Annotated in this window: 19 protein-coding genes and 2 tRNA genes; 18 read left to right on the top strand and 3 right to left on the bottom strand. The window is 63.0% G+C overall.

Features of this window, described 5'->3' with window-relative positions; translation table 11 throughout:
- The first annotated feature begins 12 nt into the window (after positions 1–12).
- Positions 13–1,428, top strand: coding sequence for an FAD-dependent oxidoreductase (locus ACZ2IA_RS07245; RefSeq protein ID WP_470291902.1), 1,416 nt, complete (start codon positions 13–15; stop codon positions 1,426–1,428).
- 98 nt (positions 1,429–1,526) lie between these two features.
- Here ACZ2IA_RS07245 and ACZ2IA_RS07240 read toward each other — a convergent pair whose 3' ends face one another.
- Positions 1,527–1,721, bottom strand: a complete 195-nt coding sequence (locus ACZ2IA_RS07240; protein ID WP_470291901.1) for a hypothetical protein — start codon at positions 1,719–1,721, stop codon at positions 1,527–1,529.
- Positions 1,722–1,757: 36 nt separating this feature from the next.
- Between ACZ2IA_RS07240 and ACZ2IA_RS07235 the strand changes: the two genes are divergently transcribed.
- From ACZ2IA_RS07235 to tyrS, 10 genes are all read left to right on the top strand, one after another.
- The gene (locus ACZ2IA_RS07235) at positions 1,758–2,699 is read left to right on the top strand and encodes an MraY family glycosyltransferase (protein WP_470291900.1); all 942 of its coding nucleotides are present in this window, start codon (positions 1,758–1,760) and stop codon (positions 2,697–2,699) included.
- A gap of 261 nt (positions 2,700–2,960) precedes the next feature.
- A complete protein-coding gene (gene groES / locus ACZ2IA_RS07230) occupies positions 2,961–3,248 on the top strand; it encodes a co-chaperone GroES (RefSeq protein ID WP_470291899.1) in 288 nt (95 codons plus the stop codon).
- Positions 3,249–3,299: 51 nt separating this feature from the next.
- Positions 3,300–4,943: a chaperonin GroEL gene (gene groL, locus ACZ2IA_RS07225; protein ID WP_470291898.1), complete on the top strand. Its 1,644-nt coding sequence runs from the start codon at positions 3,300–3,302 to the stop codon at positions 4,941–4,943.
- Between the two features lie 109 nt (positions 4,944–5,052).
- A complete protein-coding gene (locus tag ACZ2IA_RS07220; RefSeq protein WP_470291897.1) occupies positions 5,053–5,799 on the top strand; it encodes a Nif3-like dinuclear metal center hexameric protein in 747 nt (248 codons plus the stop codon).
- A gap of 120 nt (positions 5,800–5,919) precedes the next feature.
- Positions 5,920–6,504, top strand: coding sequence for a ubiquinol-cytochrome c reductase iron-sulfur subunit (petA, locus tag ACZ2IA_RS07215; protein ID WP_470291896.1), 585 nt, complete (start codon positions 5,920–5,922; stop codon positions 6,502–6,504).
- An 18-nt stretch (positions 6,505–6,522) separates the two neighbouring features.
- Positions 6,523–7,866: a cytochrome b gene (locus tag ACZ2IA_RS07210; RefSeq protein ID WP_470291895.1), complete on the top strand. Its 1,344-nt coding sequence runs from the start codon at positions 6,523–6,525 to the stop codon at positions 7,864–7,866.
- 17 nt (positions 7,867–7,883) lie between these two features.
- Complete coding sequence (locus ACZ2IA_RS07205) at positions 7,884–8,642, top strand: cytochrome c1 (protein ID WP_470291894.1); 759 nt, start codon at positions 7,884–7,886, stop codon at positions 8,640–8,642.
- A 275-nt stretch (positions 8,643–8,917) separates the two neighbouring features.
- The gene (locus ACZ2IA_RS07200; RefSeq protein ID WP_470291893.1) at positions 8,918–9,520 is read left to right on the top strand and encodes a glutathione S-transferase N-terminal domain-containing protein; all 603 of its coding nucleotides are present in this window, start codon (positions 8,918–8,920) and stop codon (positions 9,518–9,520) included.
- A 9-nt stretch (positions 9,521–9,529) separates the two neighbouring features.
- The gene (locus ACZ2IA_RS07195) at positions 9,530–9,967 is read left to right on the top strand and encodes a ClpXP protease specificity-enhancing factor (protein ID WP_470291892.1); all 438 of its coding nucleotides are present in this window, start codon (positions 9,530–9,532) and stop codon (positions 9,965–9,967) included.
- Positions 9,968–10,127: 160 nt separating this feature from the next.
- Positions 10,128–11,402 (top strand): tyrosine--tRNA ligase, encoded by a 1,275-nt coding sequence (gene tyrS, locus ACZ2IA_RS07190; RefSeq protein WP_470291891.1) that lies wholly within the window; start codon positions 10,128–10,130, stop codon positions 11,400–11,402.
- A 232-nt stretch (positions 11,403–11,634) separates the two neighbouring features.
- Here the strand turns inward: tyrS and ACZ2IA_RS07185 are convergent, their stop codons facing one another.
- Together ACZ2IA_RS07185 and glnK are read right to left on the bottom strand one after the other, a co-directional pair.
- The gene (locus ACZ2IA_RS07185) at positions 11,635–12,939 is read right to left on the bottom strand and encodes an ammonium transporter (RefSeq protein WP_470291890.1); all 1,305 of its coding nucleotides are present in this window, start codon (positions 12,937–12,939) and stop codon (positions 11,635–11,637) included.
- Between the two features lie 26 nt (positions 12,940–12,965).
- Positions 12,966–13,304, bottom strand: a complete 339-nt coding sequence (glnK, locus tag ACZ2IA_RS07180) for a P-II family nitrogen regulator (RefSeq protein ID WP_470291889.1) — start codon at positions 13,302–13,304, stop codon at positions 12,966–12,968.
- A 296-nt stretch (positions 13,305–13,600) separates the two neighbouring features.
- Between glnK and ACZ2IA_RS07175 the strand changes: the two genes are divergently transcribed.
- The 7 genes from ACZ2IA_RS07175 to ACZ2IA_RS07145 all read left to right on the top strand — a co-directional run bounded on the left by ACZ2IA_RS07175 (position 13,601) and on the right by ACZ2IA_RS07145 (position 18,112).
- Positions 13,601–13,888: an accessory factor UbiK family protein gene (locus ACZ2IA_RS07175; protein ID WP_470291888.1), complete on the top strand. Its 288-nt coding sequence runs from the start codon at positions 13,601–13,603 to the stop codon at positions 13,886–13,888.
- Positions 13,889–13,892: 4 nt separating this feature from the next.
- Positions 13,893–15,398: a YifB family Mg chelatase-like AAA ATPase gene (locus ACZ2IA_RS07170; RefSeq protein WP_470291887.1), complete on the top strand. Its 1,506-nt coding sequence runs from the start codon at positions 13,893–13,895 to the stop codon at positions 15,396–15,398.
- A 67-nt stretch (positions 15,399–15,465) separates the two neighbouring features.
- Complete coding sequence (locus ACZ2IA_RS07165; RefSeq protein ID WP_470291886.1) at positions 15,466–16,245, top strand: SPOR domain-containing protein; 780 nt, start codon at positions 15,466–15,468, stop codon at positions 16,243–16,245.
- A 28-nt stretch (positions 16,246–16,273) separates the two neighbouring features.
- Entirely contained in the window at positions 16,274–16,888 is a 615-nt protein-coding gene (locus ACZ2IA_RS07160; RefSeq protein WP_470291885.1) for a thiol:disulfide interchange protein DsbA/DsbL, read from the top strand.
- Positions 16,889–16,978: 90 nt separating this feature from the next.
- Positions 16,979–17,803, top strand: coding sequence for an undecaprenyl-diphosphate phosphatase (locus ACZ2IA_RS07155; RefSeq protein ID WP_470291884.1), 825 nt, complete (start codon positions 16,979–16,981; stop codon positions 17,801–17,803).
- A gap of 89 nt (positions 17,804–17,892) precedes the next feature.
- Positions 17,893–17,969: transfer RNA gene (locus tag ACZ2IA_RS07150), tRNA-Met, on the top strand.
- A gap of 66 nt (positions 17,970–18,035) precedes the next feature.
- Positions 18,036–18,112: transfer RNA gene (locus ACZ2IA_RS07145), tRNA-Met, on the top strand.

The raw sequence follows: 18,112 nt of genomic DNA, 5'->3' as shown, positions 1-18,112 counted from the left end.
TGGAAGACCACCATGGGTGACGTATTCAAGTTCATGAATCTGCAGCGCAACCCCGGCGACAAGGTTGACGTGGCAGTACGCAAGATCGAATTCAAGGAAATCTACACGCCGCTGGCGAAAGCCGACGCGGCGGAACAGGCTGGGCGTTGCCTGTCCTGTGGCAACCCCTACTGCGAATGGGAATGCCCGGTACACAACTACATCCCGAACTGGCTGAAGCTGGTGCAGGAAGGCCGGCTGTTCGAAGCGGCCGAGATGTCGCACAAGACCAATAGCCTGCCGGAAATCTGCGGCCGGGTCTGCCCGCAGGATCGCCTCTGCGAAGGCGCCTGCACGCTAAATCAGGGCGGCTTCGGCGCGGTGACGATCGGCTCGGTCGAGAAGTACATCACCGACGAGGCGTTCAAGGCCGGCTGGCGGCCGGACATGTCCAAGGTGGTGTGGAGCGACAAGAAGGTCGCGATCATCGGCGCCGGCCCGGCAGGCCTCGGCTGCGCCGACATCCTGGTGCGCAACGGCGTGAAGCCGGTGGTGTTCGACCGCTACGAGGAAATCGGCGGCCTGATCACCTTCGGCATCCCCGAGTTCAAGCTTGAAAAAGACGTGATCAAGACGCGCCGCAAGATCATGGAAGAGATGGGTGTCGAGTTCCGCCTCAACACCGAGATCGGTATCCACGTCAGCATCGACGAGTTGCTGGCCGACTATGACGCGGTGTTCATGGGCATGGGCGCCTACCAGTACATGAAGGGCGGTTTCGACGGCGAGGAACTGCCGGGCGTGCTCGAAGCGTTGCCGTTCTTGATCAACAACGTGCGAAATAGCATGGGCACGTTGCCGGAGGGCGAAGCGCCGCTGTCGATGGAAGGCAAGCGGGTAGTGGTGCTCGGCGGTGGCGACACCGCGATGGACTGCAATCGCACCTCGATCCGCCAGGGCGCTGAGAGCGTGATCTGCGCCTACCGCCGCGACGAAGCGAATATGCCGGGTTCGAAGCGCGAAGTCGCCAACGCCAAGGAAGAGGGCGTCGAGTTCCTGTGGAACCGCCAGCCGCTCGACATCGAGCAGGCCGCTGACGGTTCGCTGCGCCTGAAGTTGGCCGAAACCCGCCTGGGCGTCGCCGACGCGAAAGGCCGTCGCAACGCCGAGGTGGTGCCGGGCTCGGAACAGGTGCTCGAGTGCGATCACGTGATCGTCGCCTTCGGCTTCCAGGTCGAGCGTCAGAGCTGGTTCGATCACGCCAAGGTGGAAACCGACCCGCGCGGCCGTACCATCGCCAAGTCCTGCGGCGAGCACCCGTTCCAGACCAGCAATCCGAAGATCTTCGCCGGTGGCGACCAGGTGCGCGGCGCCGATCTGGTGGTGCGCGCGGTGTTCGAAGGCCGCCAGGCGGCCGAGGGGATGCTCGCCTATCTGGGCGTGTGGTAAACACTGGCGTAAAGAGAACCGTGTAATGTCAAAGCCCACCTGATGTGGGCTTTGTTTTGCCTGTATTGCATGACCCAGTACGGGTCGTTACATGCCATTCATGCCAGCATGATGTGGGTGCTGGCATAATGGGCGGTCACTTCTACGAGAAGCTTTAGATAGTCTTTATGTTGATGATTGTATTTGGCGCTCTGCTGGCGTCTTTTTTGATGGCGGTACTGATTGTCCGCTTCCAGCATGTGCATGCGAGGTTTACCGCTGACAATGATCTGGGCGGTGTACAGAAATTTCATGCCACTCCTGTTCCCCGCATTGGCGGAGTGCCCGTGATGGTCGGCTTGTTAGCTGGGGCCGGATTTGCGGCGCTTAAGTGGCCTAATTCCGAAGCCTGGCTATTGTTGATCTCTGCTCTTCCCGCATTTGGCGCGGGGTTGGTTGAGGACATGACCAAGAAAGTGGGGCCGCTGCCTCGCTTATTGGCCACCTTCGTGGCGGCTTTGCTTGGTTTCTGGTTGCTACGAGCAGGGCTGCACCGGCTGGGTATTCCAGGTCTTGACGACATGCTCAGCCAGTACTGGTTGCTCTCGCTGCTGTTTACGATTGTTGCAGTGGGGGGGGTCGCACATGCTGTCAACATCATCGATGGGTACAACGGTCTGGCTGGCGTGGTGGCAATCTTCATTTTCCTCGCCTTGGCGTATGTCAGCTTCAAGGTGGGCGACACGGTGCTGTGGGGAATGAGCATGGCGGCCATCGGAGCCATCTTGGGATTCCTGTTGCTCAATTTCCCTCGTGGCATGATCTTTTTCGGCGATGGTGGCGCCTACGTCGTCGGTTTCCTGATCGCCGAAATTTCTGTGCTGCTGGTGACCCGTCACCCGCAAGTATCCCCTTGGTTCCCGCTGTTGCTGGTGATTTACCCTGTGTTCGAGACCCTGTTCTCGATCTATCGTAAGAAATTTCTGCGGAATATGTCCCCAGGTATGCCGGATGGTTTGCACCTGCATATGTTGGTCTATAAACGTTTGGTGCGTTGGATGGTCGGTTCTCGAGAAGCCCGCCATATGACCCACCGCAACAGTCTGACGTCCCCCTACTTATGGGCGCTCACCTCGCTCGCCGTAGTGCCAGCTACCCTGTTCTGGGACAACACCACCGCGCTGGTTGGTTTTGTCGTGTTGTTCGTGCTGGCCTACATCGGCCTGTACCGGATGATCATCCGCTTCCGGACGCCGGGCTGGCTGGTGTTGCGCAAGCAGCGCAAGCACTGATTGCCCGTTTCCCCTTGACCGCAGCCGGCCGTGTGCCGGCTGCTTGCATTTCGGCCAACCTTGCCTTGACCCCATCGTCTTGAAATCGGCGCCTGGCCGCCCCATCTGACTTTGCATTGCCGATGTCCGGCCAGCTCTTGAAAACCCCCCGAGCTGTCCCTATTATTAGCACTCGATACCGGAGAGTGCTAAAGCACCCGGTCAATCCGCTGATTTGATTGAGCTTTCATTCTCAACGCCAACGCTTATTTGGAGAGATCAATGGCAATTCGTCCTTTGCACGACCGCGTGGTTATCAAGCGTCTGGAAGCTGAAGAAAAAACTGCTTCCGGCATCGTTCTTCCTGGCGCCGCCGCCGAGAAGCCGGACATGGGCCAAGTGCTCGCCGTCGGCAACGGCAAGATCCTGGACAACGGTGAACGCCGCGCTCTCGACCTGAAAGTGGGCGACAAGGTGATCTTCGGCAAGTACTCCGGCCAGACCGTCAAGGTCGACGGCGAGGAAGTACTGGTGATGCGCGAAGAAGACGTGATGGGCATCGTGGAATAAGCCACGCCCCGCGCAGCACGATCAACCGAATACAGAATTTGGAGAGCAGCAATGGCAGCTAAAGACGTTAAGTTTGGTGATTCCGCCCGTCAACGCATGGTCGCTGGCGTCAATGTCCTGGCCGATGCGGTCAAGGTGACCCTGGGCCCGAAAGGTCGCAACGTGGTGCTGGACCGCTCGTTCGGCGCGCCGACCATCACCAAGGACGGCGTATCGGTCGCCAAGGAAATCGAACTGAAGGACAAGTTCGAGAACATGGGCGCGCAGATGGTCAAGGAAGTCGCGTCGAAGACCTCCGACGTGGCCGGTGACGGTACCACCACCGCGACCGTGCTGGCGCAAGCCATCGTGCAGGAAGGCATGAAGTACGTGACCGCCGGCATGAACCCGATGGACCTGAAGCGCGGCATCGACAAGTCGGTGATCGCCCTGGTCGAAGAGCTGAAGAAGATCGCCAAGCCATGTGCGACGTCGAAAGAAATCGCCCAGGTCGGCTCGATTTCGGCCAACTCCGATGAAGACATCGGCGAAATCATCGCCAACGCGATGGAAAAAGTCGGCAAGGAAGGCGTGATCACCGTCGAAGACGGCAAGTCGCTGCAGAACGAGCTGGACGTCGTCGAAGGCATGCAGTTCGACCGCGGTTATCTGTCGCCGTACTTCATCAACAATCAGGAAAAGCAGATCGCTCAGCTCGACAACCCGTTCGTGCTGCTGTTCGACAAGAAGATCTCGAACATCCGCGACCTGCTGCCGGTACTGGAGCAGGTGGCCAAGTCCGGCCGTCCGCTGTTGATCATCGCCGAAGACGTTGAAGGCGAAGCGCTGGCGACCCTGGTGGTCAACAACATCCGCGGCATCCTGAAGACCGTGGCCGTCAAGGCTCCGGGCTTCGGCGACCGTCGCAAGGCGATGCTGCAAGACATCGCGACCCTGACCGGTGGTGTGGTGATCGCCGAGGAAGTCGGCCTGACCCTGGAAAAAGCCACTCTGGAAGACCTGGGCCAAGCCAAGCGCGTCGAAATCGGCAAGGAAAACACCATCATCATCGACGGCGCCGGTGCGGCCGATGCGATTACCGCTCGTGTTGGCGAGATCCGTCGCCAGATCGAAGAAGCGACCAGCGACTACGACCGTGAGAAGCTGCAGGAACGCGTGGCCAAGCTGGCAGGCGGCGTGGCGGTGATCAAGGTCGGTGCCGCGACCGAAGTCGAAATGAAAGAGAAGAAGGCCCGTGTCGAAGACGCGCTGCACGCGACCCGTGCCGCCGTTGAAGAAGGCGTGGTGCCTGGCGGTGGCGTGGCGCTGCTGCGCGCCCGTGCGACGCTGGAAACCCTGAAAGGCTCCAACACCGATCAGGACGCTGGCATCAAGATCGTACTGAAAGCGATCGAAGCGCCGCTGCGCCAGATCGTCCAGAACGCCGGCGACGAGCCGAGCGTGGTGGTGGCCAAGGTGCTGGAAGGCAAGGGCAACTTCGGCTTCAACGCCGGTACTGGCGAGTACGGCGACATGATCGAAATGGGCGTGCTGGACCCGGCCAAGGTGACCCGCACCGCGCTGCAGAACGCCTCGTCGATCGCCGGCCTGATGCTGACCACCGACGCGATGGTTGCCGAACTGCCGGAAGACAAGTCGGCGATGCCGGACATGGGTGGCATGGGCGGCATGGGTGGCATGGGCGGCATGATGTAATCAGCCGTTCGGCCAACCCGCCGATCGAAAACCCCGCGGTACGCCGCGGGGTTTTTTCATGCCCGTGCGTCGCGTGCGACAATGCGGCCATTGCGATAAGGAGCCGATCATGCAACTGACCGAACTGACCCATCTGCTCGACGCCAAGCTCGAGCCCTGGCGTTTCAAGGATTACGCGCCGAACGGCCTGCAGGTGGAAGGCCGCGCCGAGGTGCGCAAGGTGCTGACCGGCACCACCGCCTCGCAGGCGCTGATCGACGCGGCGATCGCCGAAGGGGCCGACGCGATCCTGGTCCATCACGGCTATTTCTGGAAAAACGAGGACGCACGGATTACCGGCATCAAGCGGAAGCGGATCAAGGCGTTGCTCGAGCACGACATCAGCCTGATCGCGTATCACCTGCCGCTCGACGCCCACCCGACGCTCGGCAACAACGCCACCCTGGCCGAAAGACTGGGCCTGCAGGTGGAAGGGCAGGCCGGCGAGCAAGGCTTGCTCTGGTACGGCCGTACCGCCGTGCCGACCGATGCGCAGCAACTTGCCGAGACGGTCGGTCAGGTGCTGGCACGCCAGCCGCTGTTGCTCGGCAATCCGGCGCGGCGGGTCGAGCGGGTGTTCTGGTGTACCGGTGGCGCGCAGGGCTTCTTTGACGAGGCGATCGCCGCTGGTGCCGATGCCTTCATTACCGGCGAGGTCTCGGAGCAGAACTATCATGTCGCGGAGGAGTGCGGTGTCGCCTTCCTCGCCGCCGGCCACCACGCGACCGAGCGTTACGGCGTGCGGGCGCTCGGCGACTGGTTGGCGGCAGAGACGGGGCTCGCGGTGGTGCATGCCGAATTGGCCAATCCGGTGTAATGGCGTAGTTTTTTGGCCGGTTCGGCACTTTATTTAGACAACATCTTCAAGTCCATACTGGTAATCGGGTAAAATTGGCAGGTTTATATGCTCGGTTTCCAAGTTTGGGGATGGCTGAAAATGAGTGAAAAGCAAGTGGATACGGGACGCCGCCGGTTTCTAACGGTGGCAACCAGCGCGGTCGGGGGTGTGGCCGTCGCGGGGGTGGCGACGCCGTTTCTGATGAGCTTCTTCCCGTCGGAACGGGCCAAAGCGGCCGGCGCCCCGGTGGAAGTGGACATCAGCAAGATCGAGCCGGGCCAGAAGATCAACGTGGAATGGCGCGGCAAGCCGGTGTGGCTGCTCAACCGTACCCCGGAACAGGTGAAGAACCTGCCGAAGAACGACGATCGTCTGGTCGACCCGAAGTCCGAGGTCGATCAACAGCCGAAGTACTGCCAGAACGAGACCCGTTCGATCAAGCCTGGGCTGCTGGTCGCCGTGGGCATCTGTACCCACCTGGGCTGTTCGCCGACCTTCCGTCCCGACCTCGCGCCGGCGGATCTGGGCCCGCTCTGGCTCGGCGGCTTCTACTGCCCGTGCCACGGCTCCAAGTTCGACCTGGCCGCCCGCGTGTTCCAGGGCGTGCCGGCTCCGAAGAACCTTGAAATCCCGCCGCACAAGTATCTGTCGGACTCGCGTCTGCTGATCGGCGAAGACAAATAAAGGCTGAGGGCGAACTCAATGAGCAGCAAAGGACAAACCATTCTCAACTGGATCGACGAGCGCTTCCCGCTGACGTCCACGTTGAAGGCCCACGTGACCGAGTACTACGCACCGAAGAACTTCAACTTCTGGTACTTCTTCGGTTCGTTGGCGATGCTGGTGCTGGTGCTCCAGATCGTCACCGGCATCTTCCTGACGATGAACTACAAGCCGGACGGCACGCTCAACGGCGCCGGCCTGCCGGTGGCGTTCGCGTCGATCGAGTACATCATGCGCGACGTGGCCGGTGGCTGGATCATCCGCTACATGCACTCGACCGGTGCCTCGATGTTCTTTGTCGTGGTCTACCTGCACATGTTCCGCGGCCTGATCTACGGCTCGTACAAGCAGCCGCGCGAGCTGATCTGGGTGTTCGGCTCGCTGATCTTCCTGTGCCTGATGGCCGAAGCGTTCATGGGCTATTTACTGCCGTGGGGCCAGATGTCGTTCTGGGGCGCGCAGGTGATCGTGAACCTGTTCGGCTCGATCCCTGTGATCGGCCCGGACCTGTCGATCTGGATCCGTGGCGACTTCGTCGTATCCGACGCCACCCTGAACCGCTTCTTCGCACTGCACGTGATCGCGGTGCCGCTGGTGCTGTTGGCGCTGGTGGTGGCCCACCTAGTGGCGCTGCACGAAGTCGGCTCGAACAACCCGGACGGCGTCGAGATCAAGAAGCACAAGGACCCGGCAACCGGCATCCCGCTCGATGGCATCCCGTTCCACCCGTACTACACCGTGAAGGACATCGTCGGTGTCGCGGTATTCCTGGTGGTGTTCTCTGCGATCGTGTTCTTCGCGCCGGAAATGGGCGGCTTCTTCCTCGAGCATCCCAACTTCGACCCGGCCGATCCGCTGAAGACCCCGCCGCATATTGCGCCGGTCTGGTACTTCACGCCGTTCTACGCGATCCTGCGCGCGATCCCGTCGTTCCTCGGTACCCAGGTATGGGGCGTGCTCGGCATGGGTGCCTCCGTGGTGGTGATCGCACTGTTGCCGTGGCTCGACAAGTCGCCGGTCAAGTCGGTGCGCTACCGCAGTTCGAAGTTCAAGATCATGTTGACGCTGTTCATCATCAGCTTCATCGGCCTGGGCATCCTCGGCGCGCTGCCGCCGACCGCCAGCCGGACGCTGATCTCACAGGTCTTCTCGTTCGTCTACTTCGCGTTCTTCTTCGGCATGCCGTTCTACACCAAGAACGACGTCGGCAGCACCCCGGTGCCGGACCGTGTCACCGACACCAATGCCCGTCGCCAGCTCACCTTCGTGATCCTGGTGGCAGTGGCCGTGATTGGCGCGACGCTGTTCGCCAAGCTTGTGTAAACGAAGGGATGACCGATATGAAAACCAAGATTCGTCATCTGCTCGCGGTCGCCGCGCTGATCCTGCCGGTGGCGGTGCACGCCGCCGAGGAAGGCCCGGCACTGGAGAAGGCCCCGATCAATATCCAGGACACCGAGAGCCTGCAGCGCGGCGCGCAGACATTCCTCAACTACTGCCTGTCCTGCCACTCGGCCAGCATGATGCGCTACAACCGCCTGATGGACATCGGCCTGACCGAACAGCAGGTCAAGGACAACCTGCTGCCGGACGGCGCCAAGATCGGCGACCAGATGACCGTGTCGATGACCAAGAAGGACGCCAAGACCTGGCTGGATAACACCCCGCCGGATCTGTCGCTGACCGCGCGCTCGCGTGGCGCCGACTGGCTGTACACCTACCTGCGCGGCTTCTACCGCGATCCGAGCCGTCCGACCGGCTGGAACAACCTGGTGTTCGACAAGGTCGCGATGCCGCACGTGCTGTGGGAGCTGCAGGGCGAACAGGTGCTGAAGACCGAGAAGGGCGCCGACGGCCACGAGATCAAGAAGCTGGAACTGGTGAAGCAGGGGACGCTGACCAAGATCGTCGACGGCAAGGCCAACACGCTCGACTACGATCGTCGCGTCGCCGACCTGACCAACTACCTGGTGTTCATGAGCGAGCCGGCCCAGGTTACCCGTCACCAGATCGGCTACGTGGTGCTGATGTTCCTCGGCCTGCTGCTGTTGCCGCTGACCTACTTCCTGAAGAAGGAATACTGGAAAGACATTCACTAAGCTTGGCCGAAGCGGTCGCACCGAAAGGCGGGGAAATTTTCCCGCCTTTTTTGCATTCTGGCGCGGCGCTCGGCGGTCCTGGCCACTGTGCGGTGGGGAGGACTGAGGCGGAGCCGGTTGCCGTACGTCTGGGTTCGCCGGTTTTTGTCGCACCGCGCTAGCGCCGTTTTTCCTTGTTCGTCAAGGGTTTGCCCGCCAAAACTGGCAATGCAGGGTGCGCAGATGCTACAATCGCACGGTTTAACGATTGCCATTTCCAGGGATAAAATACCGCCATGATGACTTTGTACTCCGGGATTACCTGCCCGTTCAGCCAGCGCTGCCGTATCGTCCTGTTTGAAAAGGGCATGGATTTCGAGATCATCGACGTCGACATCCACAACAAGCCGGAAGATCTCGCGGTGATGAACCCGTACAACGAGGTACCGGTGCTGGTCGAACGCGATCTGATCCTGCACGAATCCAACATCATCAACGAGTACATCGACGAGCGTTTCCCGCACCCGCAGCTGATGCCGGCCGACCCGGTGATGCGCGCCCGTGCCCGGCTGTTCCTGTTCCGCTTCGAGCAGGAGCTGTTCGTGCACGTCAAGACGCTGGAAGGCGGCGCCACCGGCAAGGAAGCCAACAAGGCGCGCGAAGCGATCCGCGAAGGCCTGACCATGATCGCGCCGATCTTCACCAAGCAGAAGTTCATGCTCGGCGACGACTTCTCGATGATCGACGTGGCGATCGCACCGCTGATGTGGCGCCTCGAGCACTACGGCATCGACCTGGGCAAGGCGTCGGCGCCGATCCTGAAGTACGCGGAACGGATCTTCCAGCGCCAGGCGTTCATCGACTCGCTGACCCCGGCCGAAAAGGCGATGCGCAAGTAAGGAGCGGTCATGTCCAGCAGTACCAAACCGTATCTGGTTCGCGCGCTGTACGAATGGTGCTGCGACAACGGCCACACCCCGTACGCGGTGGTGTGGGTCGACGAGCACACCGACGTGCCGCGCGAGTTCGTGAAGAACAACGAGATCGTGCTGAATATCGGCCCGGGCGCCACCAAGAACCTGCACATCGACAACCAGTGGCTGTCGTTCTCGGCGCGCTTCGGCGGCGTGGCACGCGAGATCTGGGTGCCGATCGGCAACGTGATGTCGGTGTTCGCTCGCGAAACCGGCGAGGGGATGGGCTTCGAGGTCGAGAAGACCGAGCCGGCGCCGGCGCACGAGCCGGTGGCGCTGAAACCGGTCGTGTCGGTGCCGCATGCGCCTACGCCGGACGGCGACCCGCCGCCGCGTCCGAGTGGCCGCCCGTCGCTGCGCATCGTCAAGTAGATCGCCCATTCGGCCAAACCGCTAACCCGCCATCGGCGGGTTTTTCATACTGGCCGGCCGGCGCGTCGAACCCGTCAGTCCGGGATCGATGCCATGAACACAGTTATCGACGTTCCGATCGTCTGAGCCGCTCGGGACGGCAATCTTGATGGAGAGTGTTATGAACGAAACCCAGTTGATCCAGTCGCTGCAGGAGCGCGGCCTGGTCGCGCAGACCACCGACGCCGAAGCGCTCGACGCGCTGTTGGCCGAAAAGTCGGTGACGCTGTATTGCGGCTTCGATCCGACCGCCGACAGCCTGCACCTGGGCCATTTGGTACCGTTGCTGACGCTCAAGCGCTTCCAGCTGGCCGGGCACCGCCCGATCGCGCTGGTCGGCGGCGCCACCGGCATGATCGGCGACCCGAGCTTCAAGGCCGCCGAGCGCAAGCTCAACACCCCGGACGTGATCGCCGGCTGGGTCGACAAGATCCGCGGCCAGGTCGAGCCGTTCCTGTCGTTCGAGGGCGACAATGCCGCGATCGTCGATAACAACTACGCTTGGTTCGGCCAGATCAATGTGCTCGACTTCCTGCGCGACGTCGGTAAGCATTTCTCGGTCAACGCGATGATCAACAAGGAAGCGGTCAAGCAGCGCATCAGCCGCGACGATTCCGGTATCTCGTTTACCGAGTTCTCGTACAGCCTGCTGCAGGGCTACGATTTCGCCGAGCTGAACCGCCGTTACGGTTGCCAGTTGCAGATCGGCGGTTCCGACCAGTGGGGCAATATCACCGCCGGCATCGACCTGACCCGCCGCCAGAACCAGCAACAGGTGTTCGGTTTGACTCTGCCGCTGGTGACCAAGTCGGACGGCACCAAATTCGGCAAGACCGAGAGTGGCGCGGTGTGGCTCGACCCGAAGAAGACCTCGCCGTACAAGTTCTACCAGTTCTGGCTCGGCACCTCCGACGCCGACGTGTACCGCTTCATGAAGTTCTTCACCTTCATGCCGCTGACCGAAATCAACGCGATCGAGGCGGCCGATAAGGCCAGCGGAGCCAAGCCGGAAGCGCAGCGCATCCTCGCCGAGAAGGCCACCGAGCTGGTGCATGGCCGCGATGCGGTGGTGGCGGCACAGCGCATCAGCCAGAGCCTGTTCTCGGAAGACCAGGGCTCGCTGACCGAAGGCGACTTCGAGCAGCTGGCGCTCGACGGTCTGCCGACCGTGACGCTGTCGCGCGAGCACGGCAGCCTGATCGATGCGTTGGTGGCCGGCGAGTTGGCGACCTCGAAGAGCCAGGCGCGCGGTTTCATCGAAAGCGGCGCGGCGGTGGTGAACGGCGCCAAGGTCACCGAGCTTGCCTACGCGATGGGCGACGCCGATCGACGTTTCGGCCGCTACACGCTGCTGCGCCGCGGCAAGAAGAACCATTGCCTGGTGATCTGGCACTGAGGCGTACCCGCCCGATCGCCTGTTCGGCCAACCTTGCCGCTTGGCCGAAACTCACAAAACGCGCCGTCTTGGCGCGTTTTTGTTCTTATTGCTCGCCGTGGTCCGGGTCTGCCTCCGCGGGGTGTCGCACACCGAACGAGGTGGCAAGCATTGGCCGAAGCCGCCAAAGAAAAAGCGGGGCACCGAAGTGCCCCGAGAAGACAGCCCCACAACTCCTTTGTGCGCAGCGCGCTTATTCCACCCGCTCGCCGTGCAGTACCACGTCCAGCCCTTCGCGCTCTTGTTCTTCGTTGACGCGCAGGCCGATCACCAGGTCGATCAGTTTCAGCAGGACCGCGGTGACGATGCCGCAGTACACCAGGGTGACCACCACGCCCAGCGCCTGAATCGCCAGGCTGCCGTCGGCGCCGCCGATCTCCTTCACCGCGAACACGCCGGTCAACAGCGCGCCGATGATCCCGCCCACGCCATGCACGCCGAACGCGTCCAGCGAGTCGTCGTACTTCAGCGCGTGTTTCAGGCTGGTGGCGCTCCAGAAGCACACCACGCCGGCGATCAGGCCGATCGCGAGTGCGCCCTTGATGTCGACGAAGCCGGCGGCCGGGGTGATCGCGACCAGACCGGCGACCGCGCCGGAGGCGATGCCCAGCACCGACGGTTTGCCCTTGCTCAGCCATTCGGCAAACATCCAGCCCAGCGCGGCGATGCCGGTGGCGACCTGGGTGGCGAGCATCGCCATGCCGGCACGGCCGTCGGCGGCGGCGGCGGAGCCGGCGTTGAAACCGAACCAGCCCACCCACAGCATCGACGCGCCAATGATGGTCAGCACCAGGTTGTGCGGCGCCATCACCTCACGGCCGTAGCCGGTGCGCTTGCCGAGCATCAGCGCGCAGACCAGGCCGGCGACGCCGGCGTTGATGTGCACCACGGTGCCGCCGGCGAAGTCGAGCACGCCCTTGCCGGCCATCCAGCCGTTCGGCGCCCACACCCAGTGCGCCACCGGCACGTACACCGCCAGCGACCACAGCGCCATGAACACCAGCATCGCCGAGAACTTCATCCGCTCGGCAAACGCGCCGGCGATCAGCGCCGGGGTGATGATCGCGAAGGTCATCTGGAACATCATGAACACCGACTCGGGGATGGTCGTCGCCAGCGGGTGCACGGTCAGCTTGCCGGCGTCCTTCAGGTAGGCCATGCCGTTCATCAGTGCCCGGCTGACGCCGCCGAGATACGGCGAGCCGTCGGTGAACGCCAGGCTGTAGCCGATCACGGTCCACAGCACGGTGACCAGCGCGCAGATCGCGAAGCTCTGCATCAGCGTGGCGAGCACGTTCTTCTTGCGCACCATGCCGCCGTAGAACAGCGCCAGGCCCGGGATGGTCATGAACAGCACCAGCGCGGTCGAGGTCAGCATCCAGGCGGTGTCGCCGGCGCTGATGGTCTTGGCGTCGACCAGCATAGGCATGGTCGGGGTGTCGGCCAGGGCCGGGATGGCTGCGAGCAGCAGCGGGAGCAAGGCGAGAGATTTTTTCATGATGGGTTCCCCGTCTGTTCTTGTCGTTACACAGCGCTAGCGCCGGTCTCGCCGGTGCGGATGCGGATCACTTGTTCCAGATCGACCACGAAGATCTTGCCGTCGCCGATCTTGCCGGTACGGGCGGCGTTCTCGATGGTCTCCAGCACCTGGTCGAGCAGGCTGTCCTCGATCGCGATGTCGAGCTTGATCTTGGGCAGGAAGTCGACCACGTACTCCGCGCCGCGGTACAGCTCGGTGTGGCCCTTCTGCCGGCCGAAGCCCTTGACCTCGGTGACAGTGATGCCCTGGATGCCGATGGCCGACAGGGCCTCGCGCACTTCGTCCAGTTTGAACGGCTTGATAATGGAGGTAACCAGTTTCATGACGGCTCCTTTCGAGCGAAGAATTCGGTGTTCCCGATGATCTCTAAGCGATAACTGTGCCAGCCGCTGTGCAGTGCAAAAAATGCGCCCAAGCGGGGCGCAAGCGGAGCGTTCGGCCGGGGTGTGCCCTGAATGCAGGCATGATGGCTTCGTCATGGCACCAGACTGGTGCAAGCTATGTTGCAACCGCACGTAGGCGTCACGTGTCAAAATAGAGCACGGCCGAACGCACGATGCGGACGGCTTTTTTGCTACACTCAATGAGTCATTCAATGACATAGGCAAGGAGAGAGCCGATGCTCAGCCAGAAACTGTTCGATGAAATCAGCGCCAAGATCAGCGAGACGCTCGCGGCCAGCCCGGCCAAGGACCTGGAAAAGAACGTCAAGGCGATGATGGCCTCCACCTTCAACCGGATGGATCTGGTCACCCGCGAGGAATTCGACGTGCAGCAGGAAGTCCTGGTGCGTACCCGTGAAAAGCTCGAGGCGCTGGAAACGCGTCTGGCCGAGCTGGAAGCGCAGGTGTTCCCGGACAAGGCCGCCGAACTCGAGGCCGTCCAGGCCGCCCAGGGTCATTCCTGAGCGCATGTCGCTCTCGGTCGTTTACAGCCGCGCGCTCGCCGGCCTCGATGCCCCGCCGGTGCTGGTGGAAGTCCACCTCGCCAATGGCCTGCCGGCGTTCAATATCGTCGGCCTGCCTGATACCGAGGTGAAGGAGAGCCGCGACCGGGTGCGGGCGGCGATCCTGACCTCCGGCTTCGAATTCCCGGCCAAGAAGGTCACGGTCAACCTGGCGCCGGCCGACCTGCCGAAGGAGTCGGGCCGCTTCGACCTGCCGATCGCGATCGGCGTGCTGGCCGCGTCGGGCCAGATCGACGCCAGCCGGCTGGAGAAGTTTGAATTGGCCGGTGAACTGGGGCTGACCGGTGCACTGCGCCCGGTGCGCGGTGCGCTGGCGATGGTCTGGCAGGCGAAGCAGGCCGGCCGGGCGTTTATCCTGCCGCCCGACAGCGCCGCCGAGGCGGCCTGGGTCAGCGAGGCCACCGTCCATCCGGCCGACAGCCTGGCGGCGGTCTGCGCACACCTGAACGGTTTAACGGCCTTGCCGGTGCAGCAGCGTGGCGAGAGCAGCGCCGAACTGTTTTACCCGGATCTCGCCGACGTGAAGGGCCAAGGCACCGCGCGGCGCGCGCTGGAGCTGGCTGCGGCCGGCGGCCACAGCCTGCTGCTGGTCGGTCCGCCCGGCACCGGCAAATCGATGCTGGCGGCCCGGCTGCCCGGCATCCTGCCGCCGTTGGCCGAACACGAGGCGCTGGAGAGCGCGGCGATCCGTTCGCTGTCGCACGGCGGCGTCGCCGCGGACACGCTGGCGGTGCGGCCGTTTCGCTCGCCGCATCATTCGGCGTCGGCGGTGGCGCTGGTCGGCGGCGGCTCCGACCCGCGTCCCGGCGAGATCAGCTTGGCGCACCACGGCGTGCTGTTTCTCGACGAACTGCCCGAATTCGACCGCAAGGTGCTGGAGGTGCTGCGCGAGCCGCTCGAGAGCGGCGAGATCCACATCTCGCGCGCCAGTCGCCAGGCGGTGTTCCCGGCCCGTTTCCAGCTGGTCGCGGCGATGAACCCCTGCCCATGCGGTTACCTCGGCCATCCGGCCAAGCGCTGCCGCTGCAGCAATGAGCAGATTCAGCGCTATCGCGGTAAAATCTCTGGCCCCTTGCTCGACCGTATCGACCTGACCATCGAGGTCCCTAGCCTGAGCCCGGGTGAGTTGGACACCAGCAGCGCCGGCGAGAGCAGCGCGGCGGTGAAGGCGCGGGTGCTGGCGGCGCGCGAACGGCAGCTGGCCCGGCAGGGCAAGGCCAATTATCTGTTGTCCGGCCGCGAACTCGACGAGGTGGCGGCAATCGAAGCCCAGGCGCGCGAGGTACTGGTGCAGATCGCCGAGAAGCTTGGCCTGTCGGCGCGCAGTTACCATCGTTTATTGCGGGTTTCCCGCACGGTGGCCGATATGGAAGACAGCCCGTGCGTAAAGCGCGAGCATGTGCTGCAGGCGGTGCCGTTCCGGCGCGCCATGCAGGACGGTATTTCCTGATAATAAGATTCTGTTGACTTGAGGGCGGGCCAGCCGGTCTGCCGAGGGCGTTAAAGCGTTATTTCTGATGAGCAATCGCGATTACAAGAACACCCGTTCCAGCCGTTCCCGAGGGGCCTCCAGCAAAAGCGGCGGTGGCGGCGGGATGATGGCCGGTGTGCTGATCGGCCTGATCGTGGGGATCGGCGCCGCCGTGGGGCTGGCGATGTACCTGAACAAGTCGTCCACGCCGTTCGCCAATATGGAGAAGTTCGACCGCAAGGCCGACGCCAGCACGCCGGTCGTCAAGCCGGAAGTGCTCGAACCGGGCACCCGCATCACCGACCAGCCGCCGGTCCAGGCCAAGCAGGAGCAGACCCCGGCCCCGGCGGCGTTGCCGCCGGCCGAAGAGCTCAGCCCGCCGCCGGCCACGCCTGCGCCGACCCCGGCTCCTGCCGCGAAGCCGCAGCACGAACGCGCCAAGCCTGCCCAACCCGCCCAGCCGCAGGCGAAGACCGATGACAGCAGCCCCGATTTCGACTTCTACAAGATCCTGCCGGGCCAGGTCGACGCGGTGCCGGGCAACGGCAAACAGAACAAGTCCTCGGAACCTTCCGCGTCGGCACCAGCCAAAAAGACCTATCTCCAGCTGGGCGCGTTCCAGCACGAGAACGAAGCGGACAATCTGAAGGCCAAGCTCGCGCTGCTCGGCATCGAGGCCAAGATCCAGTCGGTCAACGTGCCCGACAAGGGGTTGGTGCATCGCGTGCGGGTCGGCCCGTTCGGCAGCGCCGCCGAGGCGGACCGGATGCGCAGCCAACTCAAGCAAAGCGGCATCGACGCGGCACCGGTCAGGTCCGACAACTGATACTTACCCCCCTCGAGGAACGACAAGAATGAAGAAGTGGCTGTTGATTGGACTGATGCTGGTCGCCGGCGTGGCGAATGCGGCGATCGTGCAGGGCAAGGACTACGTGCTGCTGGCCAAGTCACAGCCGGTGGCGGATGCGAAGAAGGTCGAAGTGCTCGAGTTCTTCTCATACACCTGTATCCACTGCTACAACCTCGAACCGGTACTGACGCCGTTCCTCGACAAACTGCCGGCCGACGTGGCGTTCAGCCGCGTCCAGGTGGTGTGGAACAAGCCGATGGAGGGTTTCGCCCGGCTGGTTGCGACCGAAGCCGCCACCGGCACCGCCGCCAAGCTGCATCGCCCGATCTTCGACGCGGTGATGAAGCAGCGCATCGATCTGTCCAAGCAGGACGTGCTGACCGACTGGCTGAAGAAGCAGCCGGGTGTCGACGCGGCCAAGTTCCTGCAGACCTACCAGTCGTTCGGGGTGAACTCGCAGGTGGCACGTCAGGCCAAGATGACCCGCGACTACGCGATCGAAGGCACGCCGACCATTGTGGTGGCCGGCAAGTACGCGACGCTGCCGGCCGAGCCGCAGCGCTTGGTCGAGGTGATCAACGAGCTGGTCGCCAAGGCGCGCACGGAGCTCAAGAAATAAGACTCGTGTAAGATTGGTGTCATGAAATAACGGCGGCATGCGATGCTGCCGTTATTTTTTGCCGTCACTAGAACTTCCGGGGGTCTATCCGTGGACATATTGTTGTACGCCAAGGCGCTGCTGCTCGGCATCGTTGAAGGCATTACCGAATTCCTGCCGATTTCCAGCACCGGTCACCTGATCGTGGTCGGAGACCTGCTCAACTTCCACAGCAACGGCAAGGTGTTCGAGGTGGTGATCCAGCTCGGCGCGGTGCTGGCGGTGCTGTTCGAGTACCGGGTCCGCTTCCTGCGGGTGGCGCGTGGGCTGGGCCGCGACGCTGCGGCCAACCGCTTCGTGGCCAACCTGGCGATCGCCTTCCTGCCGGCGGCGATCGTCGGCATGCTGTTCATCAAGGCGATCAAGGCGCACTTCTTCAACGCGGTCAGCGTGGCGGCGGCGTTGGTGATCGGCGGGCTGGTGATCCTGCTGATCGAGCGTCACCAGAAGCGGGTGACGCCACGCGTCACCTCGGTCGACGCGATGAGCTGGCGCGACGCGCTGGCGGTCGGCCTGGCGCAGGTGTTGGCGCTGATGCCGGGCACTTCGCGTTCCGGCTCGACGATCATGGGCGGCATGGCCTTCGGCCTGAGCCGCCAGGTGGCGACCGAGTTCTCGTTCTTCCTGGCGGTGCCGGTGATGTTCGCCGCGACCTTCTACGACATCTACAAGCACTACGCGCTATTCAGCGCCGCCGACATCCCGGTGATCGCAATCGGTTTCGTCGCGGCCTTCTTCAGCGGCCTGGTCGCGGTACGCAGCCTGTTGCGCTTCGTGTCCGGCCACAACTACGTGCCGTTTGCCTGGTACCGGATCGGCTTCGGCCTGTTCATCCTGCTGACGTGGAAGATGGGCTGGGTCGACTGGGCGGCCTGACCGCTATCCGAGCCGCCGGGCGATTTATCACTAATTTTCATTAAGCCTTGACGAATGATACACACCCGGTTATAGTTCGTTTCCTCAGACGCGGGGTGGAGCAGTCTGGTAGCTCGTCGGGCTCATAACCCGAAGGTCGTAGGTTCAAATCCTGCCCCCGCAACCAAGTTTTACAGCGTGCTGCTTGCGACAGCGGCACGTTTCAGCAGCAAAGTTGTCCAACCAGAACAGTCGCGGGGTGGAGCAGTCTGGTAGCTCGTCGGGCTCATAACCCGAAGGTCGTAGGTTCAAATCCTGCCCCCGCAACCA

The sequence above is a fragment of the Crenobacter sp. CS_VA4 genome (genome assembly GCF_055597485.1).
This window is presented reverse-complemented; position numbering and strand designations above follow the sequence as displayed.

Coding starts and splice junctions, on each gene's coding strand:
- ACZ2IA_RS07245 (WP_470291902.1), top strand. CDS start 13: ATGGGTGACGTATTCAAGTTCATGAATCTGCAGCGCAACCCCGGCGAC.
- ACZ2IA_RS07240 (WP_470291901.1), bottom strand. CDS start 1,721: ATGAAATTTCTGTACACCGCCCAGATCATTGTCAGCGGTAAACCTCGC.
- ACZ2IA_RS07235 (WP_470291900.1), top strand. CDS start 1,758: ATGGTCGGCTTGTTAGCTGGGGCCGGATTTGCGGCGCTTAAGTGGCCT.
- groES (WP_470291899.1), top strand. CDS start 2,961: ATGGCAATTCGTCCTTTGCACGACCGCGTGGTTATCAAGCGTCTGGAA.
- groL (WP_470291898.1), top strand. CDS start 3,300: ATGGCAGCTAAAGACGTTAAGTTTGGTGATTCCGCCCGTCAACGCATG.
- ACZ2IA_RS07220 (WP_470291897.1), top strand. CDS start 5,053: ATGCAACTGACCGAACTGACCCATCTGCTCGACGCCAAGCTCGAGCCC.
- petA (WP_470291896.1), top strand. CDS start 5,920: ATGAGTGAAAAGCAAGTGGATACGGGACGCCGCCGGTTTCTAACGGTG.
- ACZ2IA_RS07210 (WP_470291895.1), top strand. CDS start 6,523: ATGAGCAGCAAAGGACAAACCATTCTCAACTGGATCGACGAGCGCTTC.
- ACZ2IA_RS07205 (WP_470291894.1), top strand. CDS start 7,884: ATGAAAACCAAGATTCGTCATCTGCTCGCGGTCGCCGCGCTGATCCTG.
- ACZ2IA_RS07200 (WP_470291893.1), top strand. CDS start 8,918: ATGATGACTTTGTACTCCGGGATTACCTGCCCGTTCAGCCAGCGCTGC.
- ACZ2IA_RS07195 (WP_470291892.1), top strand. CDS start 9,530: ATGTCCAGCAGTACCAAACCGTATCTGGTTCGCGCGCTGTACGAATGG.
- tyrS (WP_470291891.1), top strand. CDS start 10,128: ATGAACGAAACCCAGTTGATCCAGTCGCTGCAGGAGCGCGGCCTGGTC.
- ACZ2IA_RS07185 (WP_470291890.1), bottom strand. CDS start 12,939: ATGAAAAAATCTCTCGCCTTGCTCCCGCTGCTGCTCGCAGCCATCCCG.
- glnK (WP_470291889.1), bottom strand. CDS start 13,304: ATGAAACTGGTTACCTCCATTATCAAGCCGTTCAAACTGGACGAAGTG.
- ACZ2IA_RS07175 (WP_470291888.1), top strand. CDS start 13,601: ATGCTCAGCCAGAAACTGTTCGATGAAATCAGCGCCAAGATCAGCGAG.
- ACZ2IA_RS07170 (WP_470291887.1), top strand. CDS start 13,893: ATGTCGCTCTCGGTCGTTTACAGCCGCGCGCTCGCCGGCCTCGATGCC.
- ACZ2IA_RS07165 (WP_470291886.1), top strand. CDS start 15,466: ATGAGCAATCGCGATTACAAGAACACCCGTTCCAGCCGTTCCCGAGGG.
- ACZ2IA_RS07160 (WP_470291885.1), top strand. CDS start 16,274: ATGAAGAAGTGGCTGTTGATTGGACTGATGCTGGTCGCCGGCGTGGCG.